The organism is Paenibacillus lemnae, from assembly GCF_012933385.1.
Classification (GTDB): Bacteria; Bacillota; Bacilli; order Paenibacillales; family Paenibacillaceae; genus Paenibacillus_AQ; species Paenibacillus_AQ lemnae.
On sequence record NZ_JABBPN010000003.1, the window covers coordinates 119319 to 141467 of the forward strand.

General features: G+C 42.8%; 24 protein-coding genes and 2 pseudogenes. 17 read left to right on the plus strand and 9 right to left on the minus strand.

From position 1 onward, the window contains the following. Window position 1: 1 nt before the first annotated feature. From HII30_RS04225 to HII30_RS04285, 12 genes and pseudogenes are all read left to right on the plus strand, one after another. Window positions 2-388, plus strand: a complete 387-nt coding sequence (locus tag HII30_RS04225; protein WP_169503774.1) for an immunity 22 family protein — start codon at window positions 2-4, stop codon at window positions 386-388. Between the two features lie 24 nt (window positions 389-412). Further along, the gene (locus HII30_RS04230) at window positions 413-955 is read left to right on the plus strand and encodes an IS3 family transposase (protein WP_169504078.1); all 543 of its coding nucleotides are present in this window, start codon (window positions 413-415) and stop codon (window positions 953-955) included. A gap of 812 nt (window positions 956-1767) precedes the next feature. Continuing rightward, window positions 1768-2895, plus strand: coding sequence for a hypothetical protein (locus HII30_RS04235; protein WP_169503775.1), 1128 nt, complete (start codon window positions 1768-1770; stop codon window positions 2893-2895). 11 nt (window positions 2896-2906) lie between these two features. Further along, complete coding sequence (locus tag HII30_RS04240) at window positions 2907-3506, plus strand: pentapeptide repeat-containing protein (protein WP_169503776.1); 600 nt, start codon at window positions 2907-2909, stop codon at window positions 3504-3506. 410 nt (window positions 3507-3916) lie between these two features. Continuing rightward, the gene (locus HII30_RS04245) at window positions 3917-4081 is read left to right on the plus strand and encodes a hypothetical protein (RefSeq protein WP_169503777.1); all 165 of its coding nucleotides are present in this window, start codon (window positions 3917-3919) and stop codon (window positions 4079-4081) included. A 37-nt stretch (window positions 4082-4118) separates the two neighbouring features. Further along, a complete protein-coding gene (locus tag HII30_RS21540) occupies window positions 4119-4970 on the plus strand; it encodes an EndoU domain-containing protein (protein ID WP_246246098.1) in 852 nt (283 codons plus the stop codon). 3 nt (window positions 4971-4973) lie between these two features. Continuing rightward, on the plus strand, window positions 4974-5498 hold the full coding sequence (locus HII30_RS04255) for a hypothetical protein (RefSeq protein WP_343045063.1): 525 nt from the start codon (window positions 4974-4976) through the stop codon (window positions 5496-5498). Window positions 5499-5713: 215 nt separating this feature from the next. Next, the gene (locus HII30_RS04260; protein WP_169503778.1) at window positions 5714-5929 is read left to right on the plus strand and encodes a hypothetical protein; all 216 of its coding nucleotides are present in this window, start codon (window positions 5714-5716) and stop codon (window positions 5927-5929) included. Window positions 5930-6018: 89 nt separating this feature from the next. Further along, window positions 6019-6138 (plus strand): annotated as a pseudogene (locus HII30_RS04265) (transposase); the annotation flags it as partial. 62 nt (window positions 6139-6200) lie between these two features. Continuing rightward, window positions 6201-6452 carry a hypothetical protein gene (locus HII30_RS04270; protein WP_169503779.1) on the plus strand — a complete coding sequence of 84 codons (252 nt, stop codon included), beginning with the start codon at window positions 6201-6203 and terminating at the stop codon, window positions 6450-6452. A 318-nt stretch (window positions 6453-6770) separates the two neighbouring features. Then, window positions 6771-7061, plus strand: coding sequence for a hypothetical protein (locus tag HII30_RS04275; protein ID WP_169503780.1), 291 nt, complete (start codon window positions 6771-6773; stop codon window positions 7059-7061). Window positions 7062-7320: 259 nt separating this feature from the next. Beyond that, a complete protein-coding gene (locus HII30_RS04285; RefSeq protein ID WP_169503782.1) occupies window positions 7321-7845 on the plus strand; it encodes an SMI1/KNR4 family protein in 525 nt (174 codons plus the stop codon). 42 nt (window positions 7846-7887) lie between these two features. Here the strand turns inward: HII30_RS04285 and HII30_RS04290 are convergent, their stop codons facing one another. Then, on the minus strand, window positions 7888-8556 hold the full coding sequence (locus HII30_RS04290; RefSeq protein WP_169503783.1) for a helix-turn-helix domain-containing protein: 669 nt from the start codon (window positions 8554-8556) through the stop codon (window positions 7888-7890). Between the two features lie 211 nt (window positions 8557-8767). Here HII30_RS04290 and HII30_RS04295 point away from each other — a divergent pair, with 211 nt between their 5' ends. The 3 genes from HII30_RS04295 (at window position 8768) to HII30_RS21550 (ending at window position 10878) form a co-directional block, all read left to right on the plus strand. Beyond that, complete coding sequence (locus HII30_RS04295; RefSeq protein WP_169503784.1) at window positions 8768-9772, plus strand: WXG100 family type VII secretion target; 1005 nt, start codon at window positions 8768-8770, stop codon at window positions 9770-9772. Between the two features lie 8 nt (window positions 9773-9780). Continuing rightward, on the plus strand, window positions 9781-10008 hold the full coding sequence (locus tag HII30_RS04300) for a hypothetical protein (protein ID WP_211184430.1): 228 nt from the start codon (window positions 9781-9783) through the stop codon (window positions 10006-10008). A gap of 216 nt (window positions 10009-10224) precedes the next feature. After that, window positions 10225-10878, plus strand: coding sequence for a hypothetical protein (locus HII30_RS21550; RefSeq protein ID WP_246246099.1), 654 nt, complete (start codon window positions 10225-10227; stop codon window positions 10876-10878). Here HII30_RS21550 and HII30_RS21430 read toward each other — a convergent pair. The 4 genes and pseudogenes from HII30_RS21430 to HII30_RS04320 form a co-directional block, all read right to left on the minus strand. Continuing rightward, window positions 10875-11345: a DDE-type integrase/transposase/recombinase gene (locus HII30_RS21430; RefSeq protein ID WP_343045069.1), complete on the minus strand. Its 471-nt coding sequence runs from the start codon at window positions 11343-11345 to the stop codon at window positions 10875-10877. The genes HII30_RS21550 and HII30_RS21430 overlap by 4 nt on opposite strands. After that, window positions 11290-11682 carry an IS3 family transposase gene (locus tag HII30_RS21435; protein ID WP_211184431.1) on the minus strand — a complete coding sequence of 131 codons (393 nt, stop codon included), beginning with the start codon at window positions 11680-11682 and terminating at the stop codon, window positions 11290-11292. The genes HII30_RS21430 and HII30_RS21435 overlap by 56 nt, the downstream gene beginning before the upstream one ends. Window positions 11683-11750: 68 nt before the next feature. After that, window positions 11751-12041 (minus strand): transposase, encoded by a 291-nt coding sequence (locus tag HII30_RS04315; RefSeq protein ID WP_169503786.1) that lies wholly within the window; start codon window positions 12039-12041, stop codon window positions 11751-11753. A 400-nt stretch (window positions 12042-12441) separates the two neighbouring features. Further along, window positions 12442-13796: pseudogene (locus tag HII30_RS04320) on the minus strand (transposase). Window positions 13797-13991: 195 nt separating this feature from the next. On the opposite strand from HII30_RS04320, the gene HII30_RS04325 reads away from it, so the two are divergent. Together HII30_RS04325 and HII30_RS04330 are read left to right on the plus strand one after the other, a co-directional pair. After that, entirely contained in the window at window positions 13992-14297 is a 306-nt protein-coding gene (locus tag HII30_RS04325; protein WP_169503787.1) for a hypothetical protein, read from the plus strand. A gap of 78 nt (window positions 14298-14375) precedes the next feature. Further along, window positions 14376-15824 (plus strand): methyl-accepting chemotaxis protein, encoded by a 1449-nt coding sequence (locus HII30_RS04330; RefSeq protein WP_169503788.1) that lies wholly within the window; start codon window positions 14376-14378, stop codon window positions 15822-15824. 206 nt (window positions 15825-16030) lie between these two features. Here HII30_RS04330 and HII30_RS04335 read toward each other — a convergent pair whose 3' ends face one another. From HII30_RS04335 to HII30_RS04350, 4 genes are all read right to left on the minus strand, one after another. Further along, on the minus strand, window positions 16031-17545 hold the full coding sequence (locus HII30_RS04335) for an ABC transporter substrate-binding protein (protein ID WP_169503789.1): 1515 nt from the start codon (window positions 17543-17545) through the stop codon (window positions 16031-16033). Window positions 17546-17668: 123 nt separating this feature from the next. Next, window positions 17669-18553, minus strand: a complete 885-nt coding sequence (locus HII30_RS04340) for a carbohydrate ABC transporter permease (RefSeq protein ID WP_169503790.1) — start codon at window positions 18551-18553, stop codon at window positions 17669-17671. An 11-nt stretch (window positions 18554-18564) separates the two neighbouring features. Beyond that, window positions 18565-19539 carry an ABC transporter permease gene (locus tag HII30_RS04345; RefSeq protein ID WP_169503791.1) on the minus strand — a complete coding sequence of 325 codons (975 nt, stop codon included), beginning with the start codon at window positions 19537-19539 and terminating at the stop codon, window positions 18565-18567. 319 nt (window positions 19540-19858) lie between these two features. Continuing rightward, window positions 19859-22075 (minus strand): AraC family transcriptional regulator, encoded by a 2217-nt coding sequence (locus HII30_RS04350; RefSeq protein ID WP_169503792.1) that lies wholly within the window; start codon window positions 22073-22075, stop codon window positions 19859-19861. Window positions 22076-22149 lie beyond the last annotated feature (74 nt).

The following is a 22149-nucleotide window of genomic DNA, read 5'->3' on the forward strand; positions in this document are numbered from 1 at the left end:
CATGGAAAAGGAAGGATTCGTATCTCTGTGGGTAGGTGATGTTCAATCTTCCGAGGAACTGGATAGAATACTTGTTGTTTCTTATTCAGATGAAGGAGATTTTATTCCATCTATATTTGCTAAACATTTTGAGATTCATAGATATGATGATGCTGTAAGAGAAGCAGAGTACTATGAAGAAGCAAGTAATGACCTGAATCAATTACTGGAAGGATTTTCTTATGATGATAAAATTGTACCAAGCTATAATAAGCTAGTGCAGGAAGAGCTGCCAGATGATATTAATACAGTAGTGTTGCTTTATAACTTTAAGTATACTGGGGAAATTGTAGAAGCTACAATTCAATCCAATTATCTGAGATTCTTAGGTACAGTAGAATATAAATAATGAGGCTACCCAGGATCGACCAAACTGGAGTGCTACGATAAAAATGCAGTCGAAAAACACCCTCCACCCAACCAAAAGTGGCTATCGGATATCACCGAAGTCCCTTGTTCAGACGGGAAGCTATATCTGTCCGCGGTACTGGATTGCTTTAACGGAGAGATCGTTGGGGTTGCGATGGACGACAATATGCGCAAGGAGCCCTGCATCCAAGCTTTTGAGAATGCCTGTAAAGCAAAGAAAGCTCGCGGAATGATATATCACAGCGACAGGGGTAGCCAGTTCACAAGCCATGCTTTCCGGGAGAGCCTAGCTAAACGTGATGCCATTCAAAGCATGAGTGGTACGGGACGTTGTTATGACAATGCAAGGATGGAGAGCTTTTTTGCTACGCTCAAGAAAGAAAAGCTGTACAAGATCAAAACGGAGCGCTATCCGATGGTCTATATTAAATCGATCATCTTCAGATACATCTTGGTCTACTACAACAGGCGGCGGATCTACACCTCCAATCCAGGAGGGTGGTCGCCAGCTATTTATCGTGAAAGAATGCTGTCACAAGCAGCTTAATCACGGGATTTCTGTATGAGGGGTGTTTTCAAACTGCACTTTTGTTGACAACTCCAATATGTTAGACATAATCATTGAAAAAGAAGAGGGATACAACAATTACACGGAGTTAATGAAAGACTTGATTTTTTCTGGTATAAATCAATTTGTAGTGAAGCATAAGAAGTAATAAACAATAGGTCGATTATGGTCAGATAGCACCATGATTGGCTTTTTTTGTTGGATATGAACAGAGAAGAACTTATGAAGATTTATGGGAACGGCAATATCCAATAGATAACTTTGGCCCTGTAGAATGAATAATGGAGAGGTGATAGGAAGTAAAGGCTTTAAGTTTATCGAAGGAAATAAGAGAGGGCAAATTAAACGATCTTGAAATTATCCAGTGTCTAGATATTCATCATAATCAGGTTTTAGTTAGTGCGATAAGTCAAATTGTCAGCAAAAAACTCTGTAATGAAGAGATTATTTCTAAACTTTCTTGTATCAGCAAATTCAGAGATCCGAATGTTAATAAACTCTTCGGGATTGACACTATAGGACACTACAGTATAGCGACTCTTTTGGTTATTGGTACTCCTGAATCGATAAACAAGTATGAAGAATTAATGGCTGATCTTGATGATTGGGATAAAGAAATTGTAGAAAGAATTGCGGAGGGCATGAGTTAATCATGACCAGTAGTGGTGACGCAGTACCCAAAAATCAGATAACAACTATATTTCAAGCGCTGCATGAAGGACCCTGGAACCTTTTCCATATATTTGAATCCCTGTACAATAGGGTAAGCGAAAAAAACGGAGAGGTTGCATATGACCAAAATACTTGTGCCGCCAGAAGTGCTGATCCAGGTGTCCCAGCAGTTTCACCAAGCTTCTCTGCAATTTGAGTGGACCGTGAACAATCTGAATCACCAAATGGACACGATGCTGTTATGGGAAGGGACGACACGGCAGCGATTTTATGCGGATTATGATAGAGCTCGATTGGATCTAAAACGGGTTATTGAACTTATGGAGTCTGTAAGTGTAGAGTTAAAAGGAATCTCGATTAAGTTCCGTCTTCTCGATGAAGAAGTATCCTCACAAATTGCCTCAAGTGGTAGATCTGAAACGCCACCTGAGCCCAAAACCTGGCAGGATCACGCAGAGGGTCTATGGGAAGGTGTAAAGACAGGCGGTAAAAACATAGCAGATTCCATTGTGAGTACGGGAGAAGCTCTAGTGGAAGATCCAATTGGAACCATAGGAGATATGGCGTACAATGCGACGATCGGAACGGTAGAGGAAGTCATTGACACTACGGTCTGGGGAGCCAAGATGGCGCTGGATGTAGGAGATACCCGTGAGAAGTTTGAAGAGAGTGTAGAAGAGGCGGGAGGAAGAGACCAATATATTGGGCAGCAGGGAGTCAGGATTGCAAGTGATTTGTTCCTTCGCCGTCTTGGGCTCAAGGACCACGAAGGTTCAAGCGGTGGTGGTAGTTCCAAGGGGACTGAGGGGACGCCAAAAGCTCATGCAGGTTACACTGGGGGAAGAACTCAAAAGGAACTGGATGATTTAGCAGGTGATCCTTCACATAGCGGTAAAATTAGGAATCAAGGTTTGAAAGAAAGAGAGGTCGGGCTGGATTTGGAACAACAAGGAAAACTAGGGAAGATAGTACGCGACCCCCAAGGAAACGGAGGAGCTGAATTTATTGATACAACAAATAACGTTAAATGGGACGTTAAAAGTTTTGTGTCTTATCCAAATGGTCATACTTCACCCAGAAAAGGCGCTTTCACAGTAAACAACGGGATGAAGGCAATTAATAAAGAACTAGATAAAAATTACAATGTAATTGTGGATAAAAGAGACATGGTTCCTGAACATGTTGAACAGTTAAAAGAGGCAATTAAAAAAGCTGGGTTATTAGATAGGATTATTTGGTATCCATAGGAGGGTTAGGTATGACAACAGATATCAAAGAAATTATAACTCGATTAGAATCACACCGTCTTTGGATTGATACTATCGGAGAACAAGGCGAAAAACTAAGTATAGATGAAATTGATTTGCGAAATGTGGATTTGTCACAATATCCATTAGACCAAGCATATATAACAGCTTGTATCTTTGATGGCATGAACTTAAATAACAAAGACTTCTCTTCATCCTTATTAAGTTCATCGACGTTTATATCTACAAATTTAGAAGGTACAGACTTTTGTAAATCTAATATATCGTATGTGGACTTCACAAATGCCAATGTAAAAGCCGCTAGACTTGCTGATAGTGAATGTATTGAGACGGTGTTTGTTCAAGCTGATTTATCAGATGCTAATTTAGTGGCTGGTCTTTTTGATGAAACTGATTTTCGCAATGCAATATTGTTCAATGCTGATGTACGGTTAGCTACATTTGAAAGAGTATTGATAAAAGGTGCTAAGTTAACTGGGGTTCGGGGGCTAGAAGAGGCCTTTATAAAAAGCATCAATGTTGGGACGTCAGAGCAACCAAATATTCTAGTAGGTGAAGAAGCTAGAAAATGGTTAAAAGATAATAAGTAGTCCCTTTACATCAGTAGAGACATTTGAATCAACTTCATAATGCATAGCCGCCCATGTTTCTCTAACCGAAAACCTATAATCAAATTTTCATTTCTAGGCAGAATATTCATTCAAGTATGCATTCACGCGCTCGCCCGCAGATCGCTTCTTGGCTACTTCTTTCCATTCGTTGAGCGGTCAGGAGAAACAAAGTCAAGCATATTCAAGATTTAAATAAATCTATGCTTGTTTGTGAATACGGAGAACTCATGGATCAGCAAAATGCACTGAACTCATCTACTGAATCTGATTAAACGCAAAAAGTCAGATAACAACTACATTTCAAGCAATCGATGAAGGACTCTGGAACCTTTTCCATATATTTGAATCCCTGTACAATAGGGTAAGCGAAGAAAACGGAGAGGTAGCATATGACCAAAATACTTGTGCCGCCGGAAGTGCTGATCCAGGTATCCCAGCAGTTTCACCAGGCTTCCCTGCAATTTGAGTGGACTGTGAACCAGCTGGAATTACCAAATGGACACGATGCTGTTATGGGAAGGGACGACGCGGCAGCGTTTTTATGCGGATTATGACAGAGCACGACTGGATCTAAAACGGGTTATTGAACTTATGGAGTCTGTAAGTGTAGAGTTAAAAGGAATCTCGATTAAGTTCCGTCTCCTTGATGAGGAAGTATCTTCAAAAATTGCTTCAAGTGGTAGATCTGAAGCGCCCCCCGAGCCTAAAACCTGGCAGGATCACGCAGAGGATGTTTGGGAAGGTGTAAAAACAGGCGGCAAACTCATAGCAGATTCCCTTGTGAGTACGGGGGAAGCTCTAGTGAAAGATCCTGTTGGAACCATAGGAGATATGGCGTACAATGCCACGATCGGAACGGTAGAGGAAGTCATTGACACTACGGTCTGGGGAACTAAGATGGCTCTGGATTTAGGGGATACCCGTGATCAGTTTGAAGAGGGTGTTAATGAAGCGGGAGGAACCAGCCAATTTATCGGACAACAGGGTGCGATGATTGCCAGTAATTTAATTTTTGGCAGGGTCGGCCTTAAGAATCGCCGCCACGATTCAGGTGCGGAGGGCGGTGATGACTTACAGGGTGCTGAGAGAACAGGTAAAGCTGAACCAAGCGATGTAGTAAACGCTCTCGATAATTTTCAGAGCCGAAATTTTACATTTGGAGATCAAAGCTTCTTGATCGACAAACGAGGTATGAAGCATATTCTTGAAAGACATCATCCCGATTATTGGGATGGCTCAATAAAAGCAAAACAGACCTTTTTGAATAAAGATATGACAATAAATGAGGTGGCAGATGCGATAGAATCTATTATGAAGCAAAATCGGGATACCTTATTGGAAAATGGTACGAATTTCAGTTATCAAATAAAGGGAACGTATCATGGAGTGGAATATGTAGTTGGTTTTAACAAAGGCAGAGTTGGTCAATTTTATCCTGAATAGTAGGTGAGTAAATTGTTTTATGTAAATACCTTTATTAGTAGACCAGACAGAAAAATTAACGACCTATCACTATTGGAATCTAATATTGAAGAATATTTTGTTCAGATTAAAGACGTACGTGAAATTTTGAATCTCAAAGATTCATTAGATTTTGATTATTTGAATGGAGCAATTACTTTAAAGTATTTCGAACAATCTTTACTTGATGTTTCCTTATGGGATTTAGTTGACCAATTATGGTCGTACATTTTGAATGCTATAGAGGAGCTCTTAAATACAGGAGAAGCAGAGACTTACTTTCCTGATCAACCTGTCAAGATACGTTTAAAATCAGTATCTAAGGATACAGTGCTATATGAGATAGAGGCTAATGACCATTTTAAGATCTCGATTCCAAAAAATGAACTAATTGAAACACTATTGGACGGAGCGAACGAATTTTTCAAAAGTATGGAGGGTTATTTTGGAGAAAAGTGTAATTACCAATATGAAATTGATAAGATTGTTTCATTGAGAAAATTGTTTTGAGCAACCGTCGTTATGGGGGCTACACAATGCCGTAAATGAAAAGTTAGCGGAGTGCAAAAAAAAGTTAAATCAACATTCCTCCCCAAAAAATACTGGTCACCGCAACAGGTAGTAGATGCTGTAGTTGAAGCTTTTAGTATCAAAGAAGTTAATTGAAGAAGTTAAGGGTATAGAAAATAAGATATATTGAATTTTGAGAGCAATGGGGGAGAACAATGAGTGAAAATAAAGTAAGCATATTATCTGAAAAGTTTGAGAACGAAAAGACTGGTGAGCAAGTCGAAGGTATAACGATCATGATAGATGGCAAATTAAAAGATATGTTAGACATAATCATTGAAAAAGAAGAGGGATACAACAATTACACGGAGTTAATGAAAGACTTGATTTTTTCTGGTATAAATCAATTTGTAGTGAAGCAGAAAAAGTAATAAACAATAGGTCGATTATGGTCAGGTAGCACCATGATTGGCTTTTTTTGTTGGATATGAACAGAGGAGAACTTATGAAGATTATGGGAACGCTAGAGACCTTCGTCATTCACATGTTCCAGAAGGGTGTGACGATGTCGGAGATTGATGGCCTTATTGAGATAATGTATCGACATCAATACACGCCGCAAACGGTATTGAATATGACGCTTCGATTCACGGCATTTTCGGTATGCGATAAACAGCTGTCGATTAAAGGGGGAATTGAATAATGAAGCTAACTAGAGAAAAGGCCCAGCAAATAGCTATCGATTTTGTAAATAAAGATAGAAGCAACCACTTCTACTTAGCACTGACTAATGTAGAAGTGTCTAGAATCTCACATAAATATTGGTCCGCTACATTTGAGGTTATAACATCAGAAGGGCACGTTATGGAAGGTCCTTTGCTTATACTGGTTGATGATGATCTGGAAAAAGCAATGACTCTAGATGAGGCTATTGAAGCTCATCTATTAGAATAGTAGCAAGAAAATAGGCAGGTGTGGATCATTGGAAGAGATAATAATCGAAGATATTATAGATACGCCAAATCGAGGATTAGTACTTGTCATAACTGTAAATGAAACAGATGATCTTACTTTATTCAGCAAAATGAGGGGCTCGAAAATAACGATCATGGAAGAAGATGGTGCGAGTTCTCAATTTGAAATTAATGATATTAGTGTTTCGTTCTCGATATCTAATCGTCCTCTTATAGCGATAAATATAAAGGGGAATGTAAATACAGTGAACATTAAAAAAGGCTCAAAAATATATTTGAATTGACGGAGAAAATGAAGATGATAAATCATGATTTTAAAAAATGGCTCCAGCTTGCAGAAACTGTCATAACAAAAGTCCCGGACAGTCCGACTTTAATTTGTCCTAAGTGCAGCGGTCATCGTGTTAAATATGAATTCATTGGAGATCGTCAGAAAAATGCAGGGTATTTTTTGATATGGTGTAATGATTGTTTAGAAGGAATACATATTTCAAGAGTTGATATACCTATACAAGCAAAAATCATACCCTTTGGCGCCCCATCAGAAGTCACTTCGCATATTCCAAATTTCAAAAAAATAAATCCTTAGCTAAAAAGATTAGAGGTGATTATAATGGGAGCTTTTGTTTTACTCTTGAAAGACTTCGAAGAAACTAGAATGTTCTCAGAATTAGAACCGATTAACAGCCCAAATCATTCAAATCAATTTTACTTCGATCGAGCGGCTCAAAGAATGGCCAAATATTTAGTTAAGGAGGGCGGTGTATTTCCTAATAAAATGACATTTGAATCCTAAAGTTTGAATTTCAACATTCTGTCCATAACACGAATACTGGAGGTGACAAGTGATGTTGGAGAAGCAGCATAATAAATGTCTAAAGAACTTAATAAATCGATACCATAATGAAAATAAAGAAATGATTATTCAGCATATTGAAGGCAATTTTGAAACCACAACATTCATCTTTAATGATCCCGTGAATGACCACGACTTAGGCAATTTTCAGCAAAAAATCAAGCGCAAGTTACCTGATGATTACTTGGATTTTCTGCAAACTACAAATGGTTGTTGGTTGTTCAACCATGTTGAAGATGGTTCTGAGAATCAATTGTTTAATCTCAAAGAACTTGAGGAGCATAGGGATATCTTTGAATCTGCATATGAAACGCCTGATCTATTGGGAGTTTCGTATATACTCCACGACTATATTGTCATTAATTTGCAAGATGTTAAGGATGGTAAAGATAACTACATGTACGTACTAGACTCGTCAGCTCCGTTAGAGTATATGAAAAGCCTTAATTGTAGCTTTGAATCTTGGTTAGACAGATTTATTGTATGCCAAGGGCAGAAATATTGGGAGTGGGTTTGAACTCACACCAATCCCCCACAAACCGTCAGGCCTGCCTGACGGTTATTTATTCTTCCGGTAAAACGACGGTTTAACACCATCAATTTTCTTGAACGCTTTGCTGAATGACTGAATATCGGAATATCCAAACTTTTCGGCAATGGCTGTTAGGGATTCCGTCGTGAATTGAATGGTCTCTTTCGCTTTCTCAATGCGCAGCATCTGGTGATATTGGATCGGGCTCATGCCGAATGTTTTCTTGAACAGATGAATGAGATAGAACTTGCTGATCCCGGAGATGTGAACAAGCTCGTCCACGGTCACTTTCTGATCGATATGATGCTTCAGGTAGCTGCGAATCTTGACCAATTCATCCATGTTGGTCACGAGATGCGGATTCTGGTTCCAATAATTCTCGCGCAGGAGATGGATAAACAGCTGAATGAACATCCCCTTCACATTGGTCTCATAATAAGGCAGCTTCATTTGGAATTCGTTAATGATCTCAAACAGCATCTTCTCGATAATGACAGGGTTTCGAAGCCGGAGGTGGCTTGCGATTTTGAATGCATTGTTATCCAGGACATCTTCGCGGAACCACACCATTTCCTCCTCGGAAATCTCCTCCAGCGGTTTGAACGAAATTTTCACATCCGGACTGTCTTCCTCGAAGATCAGATCAAAATGCAGATGCGTCTGCCGCTGCCGCAGCATGCCGGTCCCTACCTTCATAATAGAATGCGGCTGTTTCGGCCGAAAGAGAAACAAATCAGGACGACTCTCATACTATGTTTATAATAAATAGTTGGCTGAAGATGAAAGCACCCCACTTACCTAGTTTGAGTGGAGGTGCTTTTTGGGGTGAATTAAGGACTCTGGAACCTTTTCCATATATTTGAATCCCTGTACAATAGGATAAGCGAAGCAAACGGAGAGGTAGCATATGACCAAAATACTTGTGCCGCCAGAAGTGCTGATCCAAGTTTCCCAACAGTTTCACCAGGCTTCCCTGCAATTTGAGTGGACTGTGAACCAGCTGAATTACCAAATGGACACGATGCTGTTATGGGAAGGAACGACACGGCAGCGATTTTATGCGGATTATGACAGAGCTCGACTGGATCTAAAACGGGTTATTGAACTTATGGAGTCAGTGAGTGTAGAGTTAAAGGGGATATCGATCAAGTTCCGTCTCCTGGATGAGGAAGTGTCTTCAAAAATTGCCTCAAGTGGTAGATCTGAGCCGCCCCCCGAGCCAAAAACCTGGCAGGATCACGCAGAGGATCTATGGGAAGGTGTGAAGACAGGCGGCAAAAACATAGCGAATTCCATCGTGGATACGGGAGAAGCTCTCATTGAAGATCCCCTTGGAACCATAGGAGACATGGCGTATAATGCCACGATCGGCACGGTTGAGGAAGTCATTGACACTTCGGTCTGGGGAGCTAAGATGGCTCTGGATTTAGGGGATACCCGCGATAAGTTTGAAGAGAGTGTAGATGAGGCGGGTGGAAGAGATCAATATATGGGGCAGCAAGGCGCGATAATTGCCAGCAATTTGATTTTTGGTAGAGTCGGCCTTAAGAATCGCCGCCACGATTCAGGTGGGGAGGGCGGTGATGACTCCAAGGGGGTCGAGAGCAATGGAAATATCCCGAGACAAACGGTTACATCGAATAAAGGGAATGTTCTTGATGTTACCCCGAGTGCAAACCATACTACAGTAACAAATAATCCCGGGCCTAAGGATGGTCAACCTAACTCAAGTATAGATATCGTAGACTCTAACAAAAGAGAAATATTAACAAGAAGATGGTATGGTCCTGATGGTAGGGCTACAAGGGATGTAGATTATACTCATCATAAGAACCCTAAAACTCATCCTGAAGCACCGCACGAACATATATGGACTTATGATGAAAATGACAATCCAGATAGAAGTAAGTGAGGGAGGCAATGAAATTGAATTATGCTGAATTAGTTCAACGGGTAGGGTGGGGCGAAGAGTTCCAGTTCTACTATAAAGATGAAGAGTACTGGATTAGTCTTAATAAGGAAGGGTACTATTTAACAAGAGGGAAGGACAGCTACACGCAATCATTTGCGACAACAGAGGAATTGTTTAGGGAAGGTCGAATTGATGGGAAGTCAATCTACGATATTTGGGAACTCATAGAAATCTAATGTTGTGAGGATCTTAATATATTTTACTGCTTCCTCGCTACACTAAGTGGCTGAAGTCTGATTGCTAAAAATTATGTCAATACTGCCTATAAGAATATTGATAAGTTCCGTCTCCTTGATGAGGAAGTATCTTCAAAAATTGCTTCAAGTGGTAGATCTGGAGCGCCCCCCGAGCCAAAAAACTGGCAGAATCACGCAGAGGATGTGTGGGAAGGTGTGAAGACAGGCGGCAAAAACATAGCGAATTCCATAGTGGATACGGGAGAAGCTCTCATTGAAGATCCAATTGGAACCATAGGAGACATGGCGTACAATGCCACGATCGGAACGGTAGAGGAAGTCATTGACACTACGGTCTGGGGAACCAAGATGGCTTTTGATGTGGGGGATACCCGGGAGAAATTTGAGGAGAGCGTTAATGCTGCAGGAGGAACCAGCCAATTTATTGGACAGCAGAGCGCGATGATTGCAGGTGGTCTTGCTCTTCGTCGGGTTGGGGTAAAGAACAGCCCTAAATTGCCTGGTGAAAGCGCGAGTTCAAACAAAGTTAAGAAAATGGAGGGAACTCAGAATAATATTAGACAAATAAAAGATACGAATGGTTTAAGAAACGAGCTACCTTTGACAGAATCTCAAATAAAAAATCTCACAGATTATGCAGAAAAAATAGGTATGCCAAAAGAGAACATACGTATAGCTGGTGCTAATGATACTTCTCCGACTGGATTGATTTTTGATACTGTTCTTAAAATTAATAACGACGTTTTTCCTTCAAGTGCTACAGGGAAGTTATCTGCCAATAGTAGGATATGGAGTTGTCAACAAAAGTGCAGTTTGAAAACACCCCTCATACAGAAATCCCGTTATTAAGCTGCTTGTGACAGCATTCTTTCACGATAAATTGCTGGCGGCCACCCTCCTGGATTGGAGGTGTAGATCCGCCGCCTGTTGTAGTAGACCATGATGTATCTGAAGATGATCGATTTAATATAGACCATCGGATAGTGCTCCGTTTTGATCTTGTACAGCTTTTCTTTCTTTAGCGTAGCAAAAAAGCTCTCCATCCTTGCATTGTCATAACAACGTCCCGTACCACTCATGCTTTGAATGGCATTACGTTTAGCCAGGCTCTTTCGGAAAGCATGGCTTGTGAACTGGCTGCCTCTATCACTGTGATAAATCATCCCGCGAGCGTTTTTTGCTTTACAGGCATTCTCAAAGGCTTGGATGCAGAGCTCCTTGCGCATATTGTCGTCCATCGCAACCCCGACGATCTCTCCGTTAAAGCAATCCAGTACCGCGGACAGATATAGCTTCCCGTCTGAACAGGGTGATATCCGATAGCCACTTTTGGTTGGGTGCTGAGGATCTGAAGTCTCTCTGAATTAGGTTCTCGCTCTTTTGAGCTGCAGCATCCTCACGTGTCATGCCGTTTGGATGACGCTTCACTTTTTTCAGCAGTCCGTGCTTTTTCATGATGCGATAGACGGTACTGTAGCTGGTCGTGACACCTATTTGTGACAGCCTCAGCAGAATACGCTGGACACCGTAATTGCTGTTGTCTTCATGTTCTCCAATGATTTCTTTAATTTTGACCAGAAGGCGTTGCTGTCGCTCCTGTTTGGGTCCAGGCTTCAAGCTACGATAGTAGCCCGATTCGCTGACAGCAAGCACGTCGCACATCTCCTTGACGGTCCATCGATCCCGTCGTGCACGGATGTAAGCATAGAGCTGACGTGCCTTTACCGCTTCCGGTCTTTTGCGAAAAAACCGAGTGCATCCTTTAGAATTTCATTTGCTCGGCGTAGCTCGCCAATTTCTCTTTCTAGTTCAACTTCACGTGCAGTTTTATCGGCCGACGCATAAGCACGTCCGCTCCCAATATGCGCTCCGTCACCGTGCAAGGTTCTTCGCTTTCTCCATTCCTGCAAGGTATAGTAGGATACGCCTAACTGCTCGGCAGCTTTCTTTGATCCAATCTCATCACTTAATCTTACTGCTTTTTCTTGGAATGCTTTATCGTACCGATTCATTGTCACTCGTCCCCTCGTTTGTTTTCATTTTATTTCATACGAGGGTGTTTATCGACTGCATTTTTATCGTAGCACTCCAGGTCGATTATGGTCAGATACCACCATGATTGATCTGTTTAAATATTGGCATATGTGTGGGTACATCAGTCAAGGTGTCTGATATACCTGTTGATTCTACGGTATTTGTGCGATCCTAATGGAACAACACGATTTATCTTATTAGTGGAGCTGGATGAATCACTGGTTTAGCAGACAAAACTCCTATTACTCGTAAGATTACCGTTTCTGATGAAGGAGGGGCAGCAACTTCTACCTTAAAACTTACAAACGAATTAATTTCATAAAGCATTGCCATCCATGTTTGCATTAACCGAAAATCTATAATCAGGTTTTTGAAATTCTAAGCAGCCTGCTCTTGGTGCTGTTGGTTTAATCGGTCGTTAGCAAGTTTCATGGCGTTGTACGTTAACGTAACCAAGTTGAAGTGCGCTTTGGCCTTTTGTCCTGCTGATGCCGCACATTGTTTAATTGAAAATATTCTTTCAAGTATGCATTCACACGCTCGACGGCAGATCGCTTCTTGGCCACTTCTTTCCATGACTTGGTCCCTCGTGCAGGAGCAGAATACTTTCGTAAATCTGTTGTTATCTTCATCTTGTATACCTTCTGGCATAGCGAATCCTGTGCCAAGGGGCAACTTTGACACTCTTTCGGCCGGACGTACTTTAGCGTCTCGTACTTAGGATCATAGCTGTCGTAGCGATAGGCATGTTCTCTGACACAAGTCGGCGCAAAATGTTCGTCAAACCCTACAAGCTCAGGCTCTCGTCGTCGGTTGTACGCAATCACAGCATGAGCTTCAGATGAACGAACTTGCTTGTAAATGGGTTCATAATCGTAACCGGCATCCATGGCTGCATATTTGTAGGAGTAAGATTTGAACTGAGCCGTAATTCCCTTCATTAAAGGAATGGCAGCCTTCCCATCGTTCAAGTTTCCTGAAGAGAGCAAGGCTCCCAGGATGTACTGGCTCCGGGTTCCGACCGCTAAATGACCTTTGTAGCCATACCAAAATACGTTCTTGCCTTCGCTGCTTTTCTTGACGCCCCACTAAGGAGCCAGCGGCATTTCATTTCGTAACGTATCGTAAGATAGATGGAGTTGAGCAGCAATCTCCTTTTCATAGACGGGTTTTTGTTCCTCTTCTTCTTGTTTTTGCTTTAACCAAACTCCGCGCTCTGCTTTGGACTTTCGTCCACGCTTCTTAGGCTTCGGTTTTTCTTCCTGCTCTGGTTTTGCCGGTGCCTGATCGAGGGCTTCGATATGGGTGCCGTCGATGGCAATCGTATCGTCTGAAATGAAACCCTCGGTCATCGCTTGCTGAACCACTTGTTCCTGCATCTGTTCGAGAGCTTCACTCTGACTGATTTTTTTGATTAATCTTGAGTACGAAGCCGCAGAAGGAATCTTCTCGGCGAGAGTAAACCCGCAGTCTAATCGGAATAGGATATCTTCACGAAGCCGTTTGATTAAATCTTTGATCGTTGGGATTCGTTCTACGATCCTGGCGATTAATGAATAGACCACAGCCTGGTAATTCGCTTCAACCGGGGCCCCATAAAGAGACTTTTTACGAACTGCACGTAGAGCAGGGGTGATATCCACCGCAGAGAATATGGCTTTAAAACGATCTTTTTGCTCCATTTCGTATAACTCTTGAAGGGAAAACAAGCTCTCGTGTCGAATATATGGCATGGGAGTTCCTCCTTTTTATCTCTGTGTTTTGGTGGTACTTAACACTTTCGAGATTTGGGGAGGTTCTCCTTTTTCTATGCTTAAAAAGTCAATTAGCTCAGGACATTGGAATTATGAAATTGATTCAAACAAGAAAATAATTCAAGAGATCACAGAAGGTTCTTCTAAATTAAGAAGAATCTTTTTTATATTCCTATGACTATACCAAATGAGGGTATGTGGAAGGAGATTGATAAATGCATCATTACTACACAAAAAATCGTTTCACTCGAGTATGTGGTGGATCTTACGCGGGGGCGGCAGCGAAATGCAATGACCATCAAGTCAGTTCAGGACAAAATGGAAAAGCACCTAAAAGATCTGCATAAAAAAGCCGATAAACTAGCTGCAGAGCTCAGGAATGCTAAACAAACAGTTGTATTTGTAACTAAGAACTACCAGTGTTGGCCATGTTTATCTGCCAAATTCAAGCTGCGAAAGTTGAGGGGAAAATTATACTGATTTTCAATAAATCACTTGCTATTTGTTGACGATAATAAATGTAGACAAGTTTAACAGCATTTACTGGAGGGGTTTTCATTGCAGGAAATAGATAAAGTATATCTGAGTAGAAACAAGATGATTACGAATTTAATATTAGTCATGCTTTCTATATTTGTAGTATTTGCAATGGTTATGGAATCATATCAATCACTTATTACAATTGGGATCGGTCTGATTTTTGCTGCCGCATTAGTTATAGTGAACCGGATGCAGCTGCTTGTTAAACAAATTCCATACCTTATTGCAGCTGTTTTTGTGTTGATTTTGTTTGTCAGCAGCTGGGGGGATTCGAGTTTGACTGGAGAGAAGTATTACTTAACAATAGCCCTCTTTCTTATATATCCAAGTTATAGGCCTGTCCTGGCGTACGGGCTTATGACCATTATTTCTATTATCACTAATATTTCATTCAGTCAACTAACCCTCGATACTGCAGCAACTCTCCTTCTAATGATCACACTGTTTACTGCTATTGCTGTCTGGGTAGCGAGGCTGAGTGAAAATTTGTTTGTAAGTGCCGAGACAAGGAATCAAGAAGTGAAGCAGGCCAAGGATCAAGTGGATCATTTACTGAATGACATTAAAGACTCGATCGGTCATCTTAATGAGTTTTATGGCAATCTTAAAGACAATGTCGCGCAATCGAGCCGACTAATGAATGAGCTTGCTGGCGCTTTTTCTGAGGTGGCAAAGGGTATTGAATCTCAGGCGATGAGCGTTTCGGATATTTCGGAAACCATGAAAGCCTCGTATCAGGATATTTACGAAGCTGCACAGAGCACCAGGTCAATGAATCGATTGTCGGGTCATACTATGGAGATAACCTCCTCGGGAAATGACCATGTCCAAGACTTGACCGTACAGGTGAAATCTGTAAATCAGATTATGGCTTCAATTGTGACATCCATGACAGAATTAAATAAACAAAATGAACAAGTTTCCAATATTTCTGAAACGATCGCCGAAATGGCAAACCAGACCAAATTGTTGGCGTTAAATGCGGCGATTGAAGCGGCTAGAGCCGGTGAACATGGGAAAGGTTTTGCTGTAGTTTCTCAAGAGGTCAGAAAGCTGGCGACAAAATCTCTACATTCTTCTTCCGAGATATCTGGGATTCTTGAAACCATTCGGAATAAGACGCAACAGCTGGCAGAACAAGTGTCCCAAGGGAATGAAGCTATCCTTTCAAGTCAAGATTCAGTATCCCGATCGGCAGAGCTGTTAAATGAAAGCACTAATAATGTTAGCAATGTACAGATTCAGGCCTCTGAGGTGGAAAGCAGAATGAAGTTGCTGCAGCAGTCTTCCGAAAAGGTTGTTCAAGAAGTGACTTCTGTTTCAAGCGTGACAGAGCAGTCCACCGCTGCGGTTCAGGAGATATTGTCCAGTATAGAAGAACAGAAGCAGCTTAGTGATGAGGTGATGAACAGCTTCGGCAGTCTTGAACAAATCGTTAACAGGCTGAAAAGCTTGTCTAATCAATGAAAAGTCGTTAGCACTAGCGTCATAGCCATGGAGCGCATGCAATCGTTCTTTTAGCACTTAAAGATCGCCTACATTATACAGATAAAGAAGTACGCCCCGGTGAGGGGCGCACTTCTGTTAACTAACAGCGTTTAGATGAAGCAGTATTCTAGTAGAATGCAGTTATCGTATGGTAGGATTAAATATTTTAAAAGATGATGCCGCGTTTATTTATCTTTATTCTGCTCGGCATACCACGCCGAGAACTGCTTCTGATATTCAGCGATATATTTATCGATACCAGCTGCTTTAAGTCTCTCTAGTGCTTTAGGATAGGCTGTATCATAATCACTGAATCCACTGCCAATCGGTGCCATATATTCAGTTAATACTCCGTTCAGCTTCGTCTCTTCATTCTTCACTGAAGTGTTGTCGAAGTTGAATCCGGCTCCCTTGGAGAGAATCGATCCTTCATCCCAGGTCTTGAAGCTCTCAATAATATCATCTGGAACAGTAGTGTCAAAGCGCATGAAGCTGTTGTTCATTAACAGCCAATCCGGGATTAATGAATCTGTTGTCAGCCGGGTCAGCCGGTCATTTGCATCAATGGTGTAATCGGTCCCTTCAATACCGTAAGCAAACAGATCGTACAGCTCCTGATTCTTTTGCAGCATGTTAAAGAACATCATGTAACGCTCCGGATCCTTGGCACCCGCGGAGACAAAGAAGGCGGTGTTATAGCTGCCGCGGCTGATCTTCGGACGACCGGTGCCGAGGAAATAGTTGACCAGCTTGGCGTCGGGTACGGCTTTAGAAATGGAAGCTGCCCCTTCGAATGGCCTCGAGGCGGTGCCGGACCAGAACATCCCTTTACCAGAATTCCAGTCGGATTGCAGCTGAGGGACATTGGTGGCTGCATATTTAGGGATGATTCCTTTCTCGTACCAGCCGCGCATCAGATTAGCGTAATCCTTAAACTCCTCGGTTTCAAACCAGCTGATGATTTGATCGTCTTCAGCGGATTCGTCCAATGCAATAAATTCATTTTGCCAGTATAGATTCATATCGGTGTAATCATAGAGAAGTATACGGCGGGCATCTGCGCCAGGATAACCGACCAGCTCAGGATGGATCTTATGCACCTCATCATAGAACTTCTCCAGCTCTTCAAGCGAAGTGATTTCTGTCATGCCGACCTCTTCCAATAGATCCTGCCGGACCAGAACGCTGTAAAATGATGCAGAGTTCGCTTTATTGCCGACCGGAATCGCGTATTGCTTGCCTCCAAGCTGAAAATCCCGGAATGAAGCTTCATCCACATGTTTCTTTAGATCCGTAAGGGCATCCATGTAAGGAGTTAAGTCCGTATACAGTCCTTTGGCCACTGATTTAATTGTATAGTTGGAGTCTGTATAGGTGGCGAAGTCCTCGCCTGTAGACAGCATCAGGTCTGTTTTGCCCCCGCCGTATTCGGTATAGGGCAGGAATTGAAACTCGACTTCGGCGTTAATTTCCTTCTTGATCACATCGTAAAATTCTGTCCGGGCCAGTTCTTTCATCCGGCTGGACTCGTCTCCATAGAGAACGATCTTAAGCTTGGCAGGGGCCAGACCGCTGCTTGATTCACCAGAGCTGTTCTCATTGCTTCCAGGGGCAGCGCTCTCATTTTTGCTGGATGAACAAGCGCTCAGCAGCATTAAAGCCGCTAAGAGCAGGCAGAACCAGCTTTTTCTTTTTGTCATAATAAACCCTCCTAAATTGGAATATATTTATTGCAAGCCTCGCTCCCTTTGAAGTTATTATAATCATGATGGGGAAAGGGAGCTTGACTTGTTGCAACCTGATTAAGGTTAATGAGAGAGGGATCAGCCTTTAACTGACCCAACGACGATACCTTTGACAAAAAAACGCTGAAGAAACGGATATAGTATGGCAATAGGAAGGACGGTTAGACAAGTCATTGCCATCTTGGCTGTCTCCAGCGGTGGGGCAACCGGAATTCCTCCGATCTGAGCGGCATTGCCGGAAGCGAGAAACTGGATATTGGCCATCATATTGTACATAAGGAATTGAATGGTATAGAGACCCTGGTCCGATACCAGCATGAGTGGCAAGAAGAAATCATTCCAGAACTGCAGGGCATAGAACAGAGAGATCGTTACGAGTCCCACACGGCCAAGAGGAAGCATAATACTGATGAAGATTCGCATATGGCCCGCACCATCAATCTGGGCGGATTCCACAATCTCATGCGGAATGCTCCGAAAGTAGTTGGTCATAAGAAACATCAGGAAGACGCTCAGTAAATATGGAACGAACAAGCCGGCCAATGTATCACTAAGATGGTAATATTTTGTGCTGAGCAGGAACCAAGGGAGCGTTCCGCCACTGAACAGCATGGTGAAGTAAGCAAAGAAGGAGAGCACGTTTCTGTAACGGAAGCTTTTTACGGAAATCACATAGGCATAGGCAGTAGTCACCAGCACTGCAGAGACGGTGCCCAGTACGGTAACGATGACCGATACCGAATAAGCTTGAATAATCTCCTTCGCCTTGGAGCCGAACAGGAACTGGTAGGTCTCCAGTGTAAAGCCACGGGGCCAGAAGGAATAACCTTCCGCAGCAATACGTGATTCCGTCGACAGCGAGCCGGAGACGGCTAGTATAAACGGGATAAGACAAACCGCAGAGAACAAGGCAATAATGACATAGAAGAATACAAGTAATCCTTTATTTTCGGTGATGGGCATATGATCGTCTCCTAAAATAGTTTGCTGTCTTTGTCGTACCAGCCGGCCAGCTTGTTCGCAACCAGCACTAACACTAAGCCAAAGATGGATTGATAGAGTGTAATCGCAGAAGCGAACCCGAATTCGCCGGAACGGATAGCGGTTCGATAGACGTACACATCAATGATGTCAGTGGTTGGCAGCAGCAGCGGATTAAGAAAGGTGACACCCATAATCATACTGAGGTCGCCTTTGAGCATGCCTCCAATACTGAGCAATGTCATTAAAATAATGGATGGTATGAGCAGAGGTAACGTAATTTTCGTAATCGTCTGCCAGCGTGATGCTCCATCAATTCGCGCAGCTTCGTAATAGGAAGTGTCGACTCCTTGCAGTACCGCATAATAAATGATGGCACCGTAACCTGTAGCCTTCCAGATGTTAGCCAGTACCAGTACAATGACAAACAGCCAGGGACTGGAATACCAATCGATCTGTGTGATGCCAAATGCAGTCAGCAGCTGATTCATGAGTCCCTTATCGTAGTCGAGCAGTGAAAAAAGAATAGCACCAATAATAATCCAAGAGATGAAATAGGGAAAGAACATGATGCTTTGGGTAACTTTGATGAACCACTTGCTGCGAAGCTCGTTTAGAATGATGGCAATAGCTACGGAAAAGAATGTACCCGTAATCATGTACAGCACGTTCAGCATGACCGTATTGCGTGTTGCTCTCAGCGCATCATCCATGCTGGAGAAAAAGAACTCAAAGTTTGAGAAACCCGCCCATGGACTGCCAAATATGCCGTCATTAAAGTTGTAATTCTTGAAGACGAGAATCAAACCGCTCATCGGCAGGTACGCGAACATTATTAGAACGATGATACCCGGCAGAGCGAGCAGATAAAGCGAACCGTCATTTTTCAGAGACTTTATAATGTTGTGAATCTTCAGACGGGGCTTTCCAGACACGCTGCCTTCCCTCGCCGGTGGTGCCTTTTGCATCATGATGCCTCCCACTCCTTTAAGATGTCTTCTTGATCAAGTTTCGTTCAGAAGAACGTGATAACGTTTACATGCAAAATCATAAAACTACAACCTTGAAAACGCTATCAAAATTAAGTCGTAAAGTTTAAATAAATGAGAATTCTGGGCTTAAAAAAACGAAAAAAACACAATTATTCTGTAAAAGAACAGTAAAAGAACAGTATAAGAACAGTATAAGAACAGTATAAGAAGGCTTTTTTAAGGGAGGAGGCTGCATAAATATAAAAAAGGACCTCCAGCCGCGAAAGGCACCAGAGCGTCCTATGGAATGAAAATATTAATCCTGCTGATTCAAAATGTGGTTCATTCTCCACTTGGATGGTGTAACACCATAGCGTTTCTTGAAAAGAGTTGTAAAGTAAGTACCGCTGTTGTAACCGACCTGTTCCGCAATTTTGCGAATATCAAGATCAGGCTGGGAGATAAGGAGCACCTGTGCTTGTTCCAGTCGGTGCATATTCACCAGATCAGGAAAACTGCTTTCTGTTTCCTCTGCAATAAGCCGGCCGAGATATGCTGAACTGATGGACAGCTTCTCAGCGAGAACATTTAAAGAAAGTTTCGGGTCGTCAAAATGTTCTTCAATATATTGGATTGCTTCGCCAGCGAGATTTCGTGTTTGGACAGCGGCCATGCTGCGAATGCGTTCAGCTGCGGAGCGGCAGCATTCCTCAAACCAGTTCCGCAGTTCATAATAGCTCTCCATTCGCCAGATATGCTGGTAATAATCGAGAAAACCAGTGTCGCGGCAATCTGCTTTGAGCTCGGCTGTGCGGCTCAGTTCCAGGGCCAATTTAGCTAAGGCAGCGGTGGCGGATACGGGACGGTAACCGGAAGCCACAGCAAGCAAACACTCTAACTTTTGAAGGATGCATTCCGGTTGACCATCCTGACGTACCTCTTGAAGCACCGGTTCTAATGAACTGTCTGGGATGGCATTACTATCCAGTTGGACCGTGTCTTTAGCGAAAAACATGGATCGATGTTCATGGAATTTAACGATCTGCAGGCACTCGGAAGCTTCCTCGTATTTCTGCTTGAGTAGGCGGGTATCACTCGTTAGAGTGCTGATTCCAAGCGAGTAATGAAAATCACCGGCATGGGACGCCAGCACTTCCCACTGGCAGCGTAAATTCGATTCATCTTCAAAGGTGCCTTCTGCCAGCTCACTGATAATCAGCACAGCAGTATGCTCATGGGGGCGGAACGTGCGAATCTCAGCCCACTGGCCAAAGGCGCTTTGAATCTGGCTCACAACATGTTCACAGGCAGCCTTCAAACTCTCGGCCTCATCATTTTCATGAATATACAATACACATACGAAATAGGCGCTGTCAGGTAAGGTCAAATGTATACATGCATCACTTTGGTCAGGACCTCCTTGGGGGGCTAGCAGCCAGCGAAGCAGGGCGCTGTCGTCATTCTCTTTCCGCAGCTGTTCCAGTCTGGTTCCGATGGTCTCCAGTTCCCGGAATGCGGCATGAAAGTCGTCACCTGTCTTCAGAACCTCTTGATTGCCGGAAATATGCACAATGTTGCCGAACAAGCGGCCGATCGGCTGATACATCCGCCGGGAAATCAAATAGGAGCTGGTAGCTGCAGCGGCAATGAGAGTGAGACATAAGACGATGATGAGATTGCGGGCGTTGGAAATGTCTCGAATGCTATCTTTATAGGAAGTCTCTGATACGAACCATAAATTATCCTTCGGCGAATGCACGTAGGTGATGAGCAGCGGCTCGGTGCTGCCCTTCCAGACGAAAGAACCCCTCTCTGTGTCCGAGGCAGAAATACGCTGAATCATTTCTGTCTCAAAATCCCTGCCCGTGCCTTGATTGTGCATCAATACTGCTCCGGTATCGTCAAGTACGGCATAGCGTGTTTTCTCATCATCCCGCTGAGAGAACAGATGGTTCTGCAGCTTGCTCAAATTAACGGTTATGGCCACAGCACCATAATAAGCACTGTCTGTGAAAGCGCGGTCATTATAAAAAACAGTTAAGAACGTTACAGGGACCCCATTGTTTAGTACAGCCTGCCACAGAAACGGCGACTCTTCGATGCGGCTCTCTCGAATCCGATCGAACAGTTCCTGCTTGGATTCCGGGCTTAGGGGCATATTCTCAAATACCGTAACAGGTGCTTCAACTCCGAATATGTAAGCATTCTCGAGAAACGTATTTACGACGAGTGCACCGCGAATTTGACTTAGTGCGCTGTAGAGCTGGTCGCTCCATTCTGTATCACCACTCATCATTAGTGCATGGATATTGGGGTTGGCATAGAAGTCCATCGTGTAGTTCTGTACAATCTCTTTATAGTTCATAAAAACGGTTTCAGTATTCAGCAGCACACTCTGATTAGCCTTATCTACATTATGGATTGTAAGATTTCGGTACCAGTAAAAAATAGCTATGGCCAGCACTAGAATGCAGCATACGGAAATTAAGGTCAGGCTCATAAAAAACCGTGTGAACAGCTTCTTCTTCCGCATGATGGTCGCCCCTTTACTTTAATGCTAATACACCCATTCTAATGGGGGTGGTTAACGATTGACAATGGGTATGG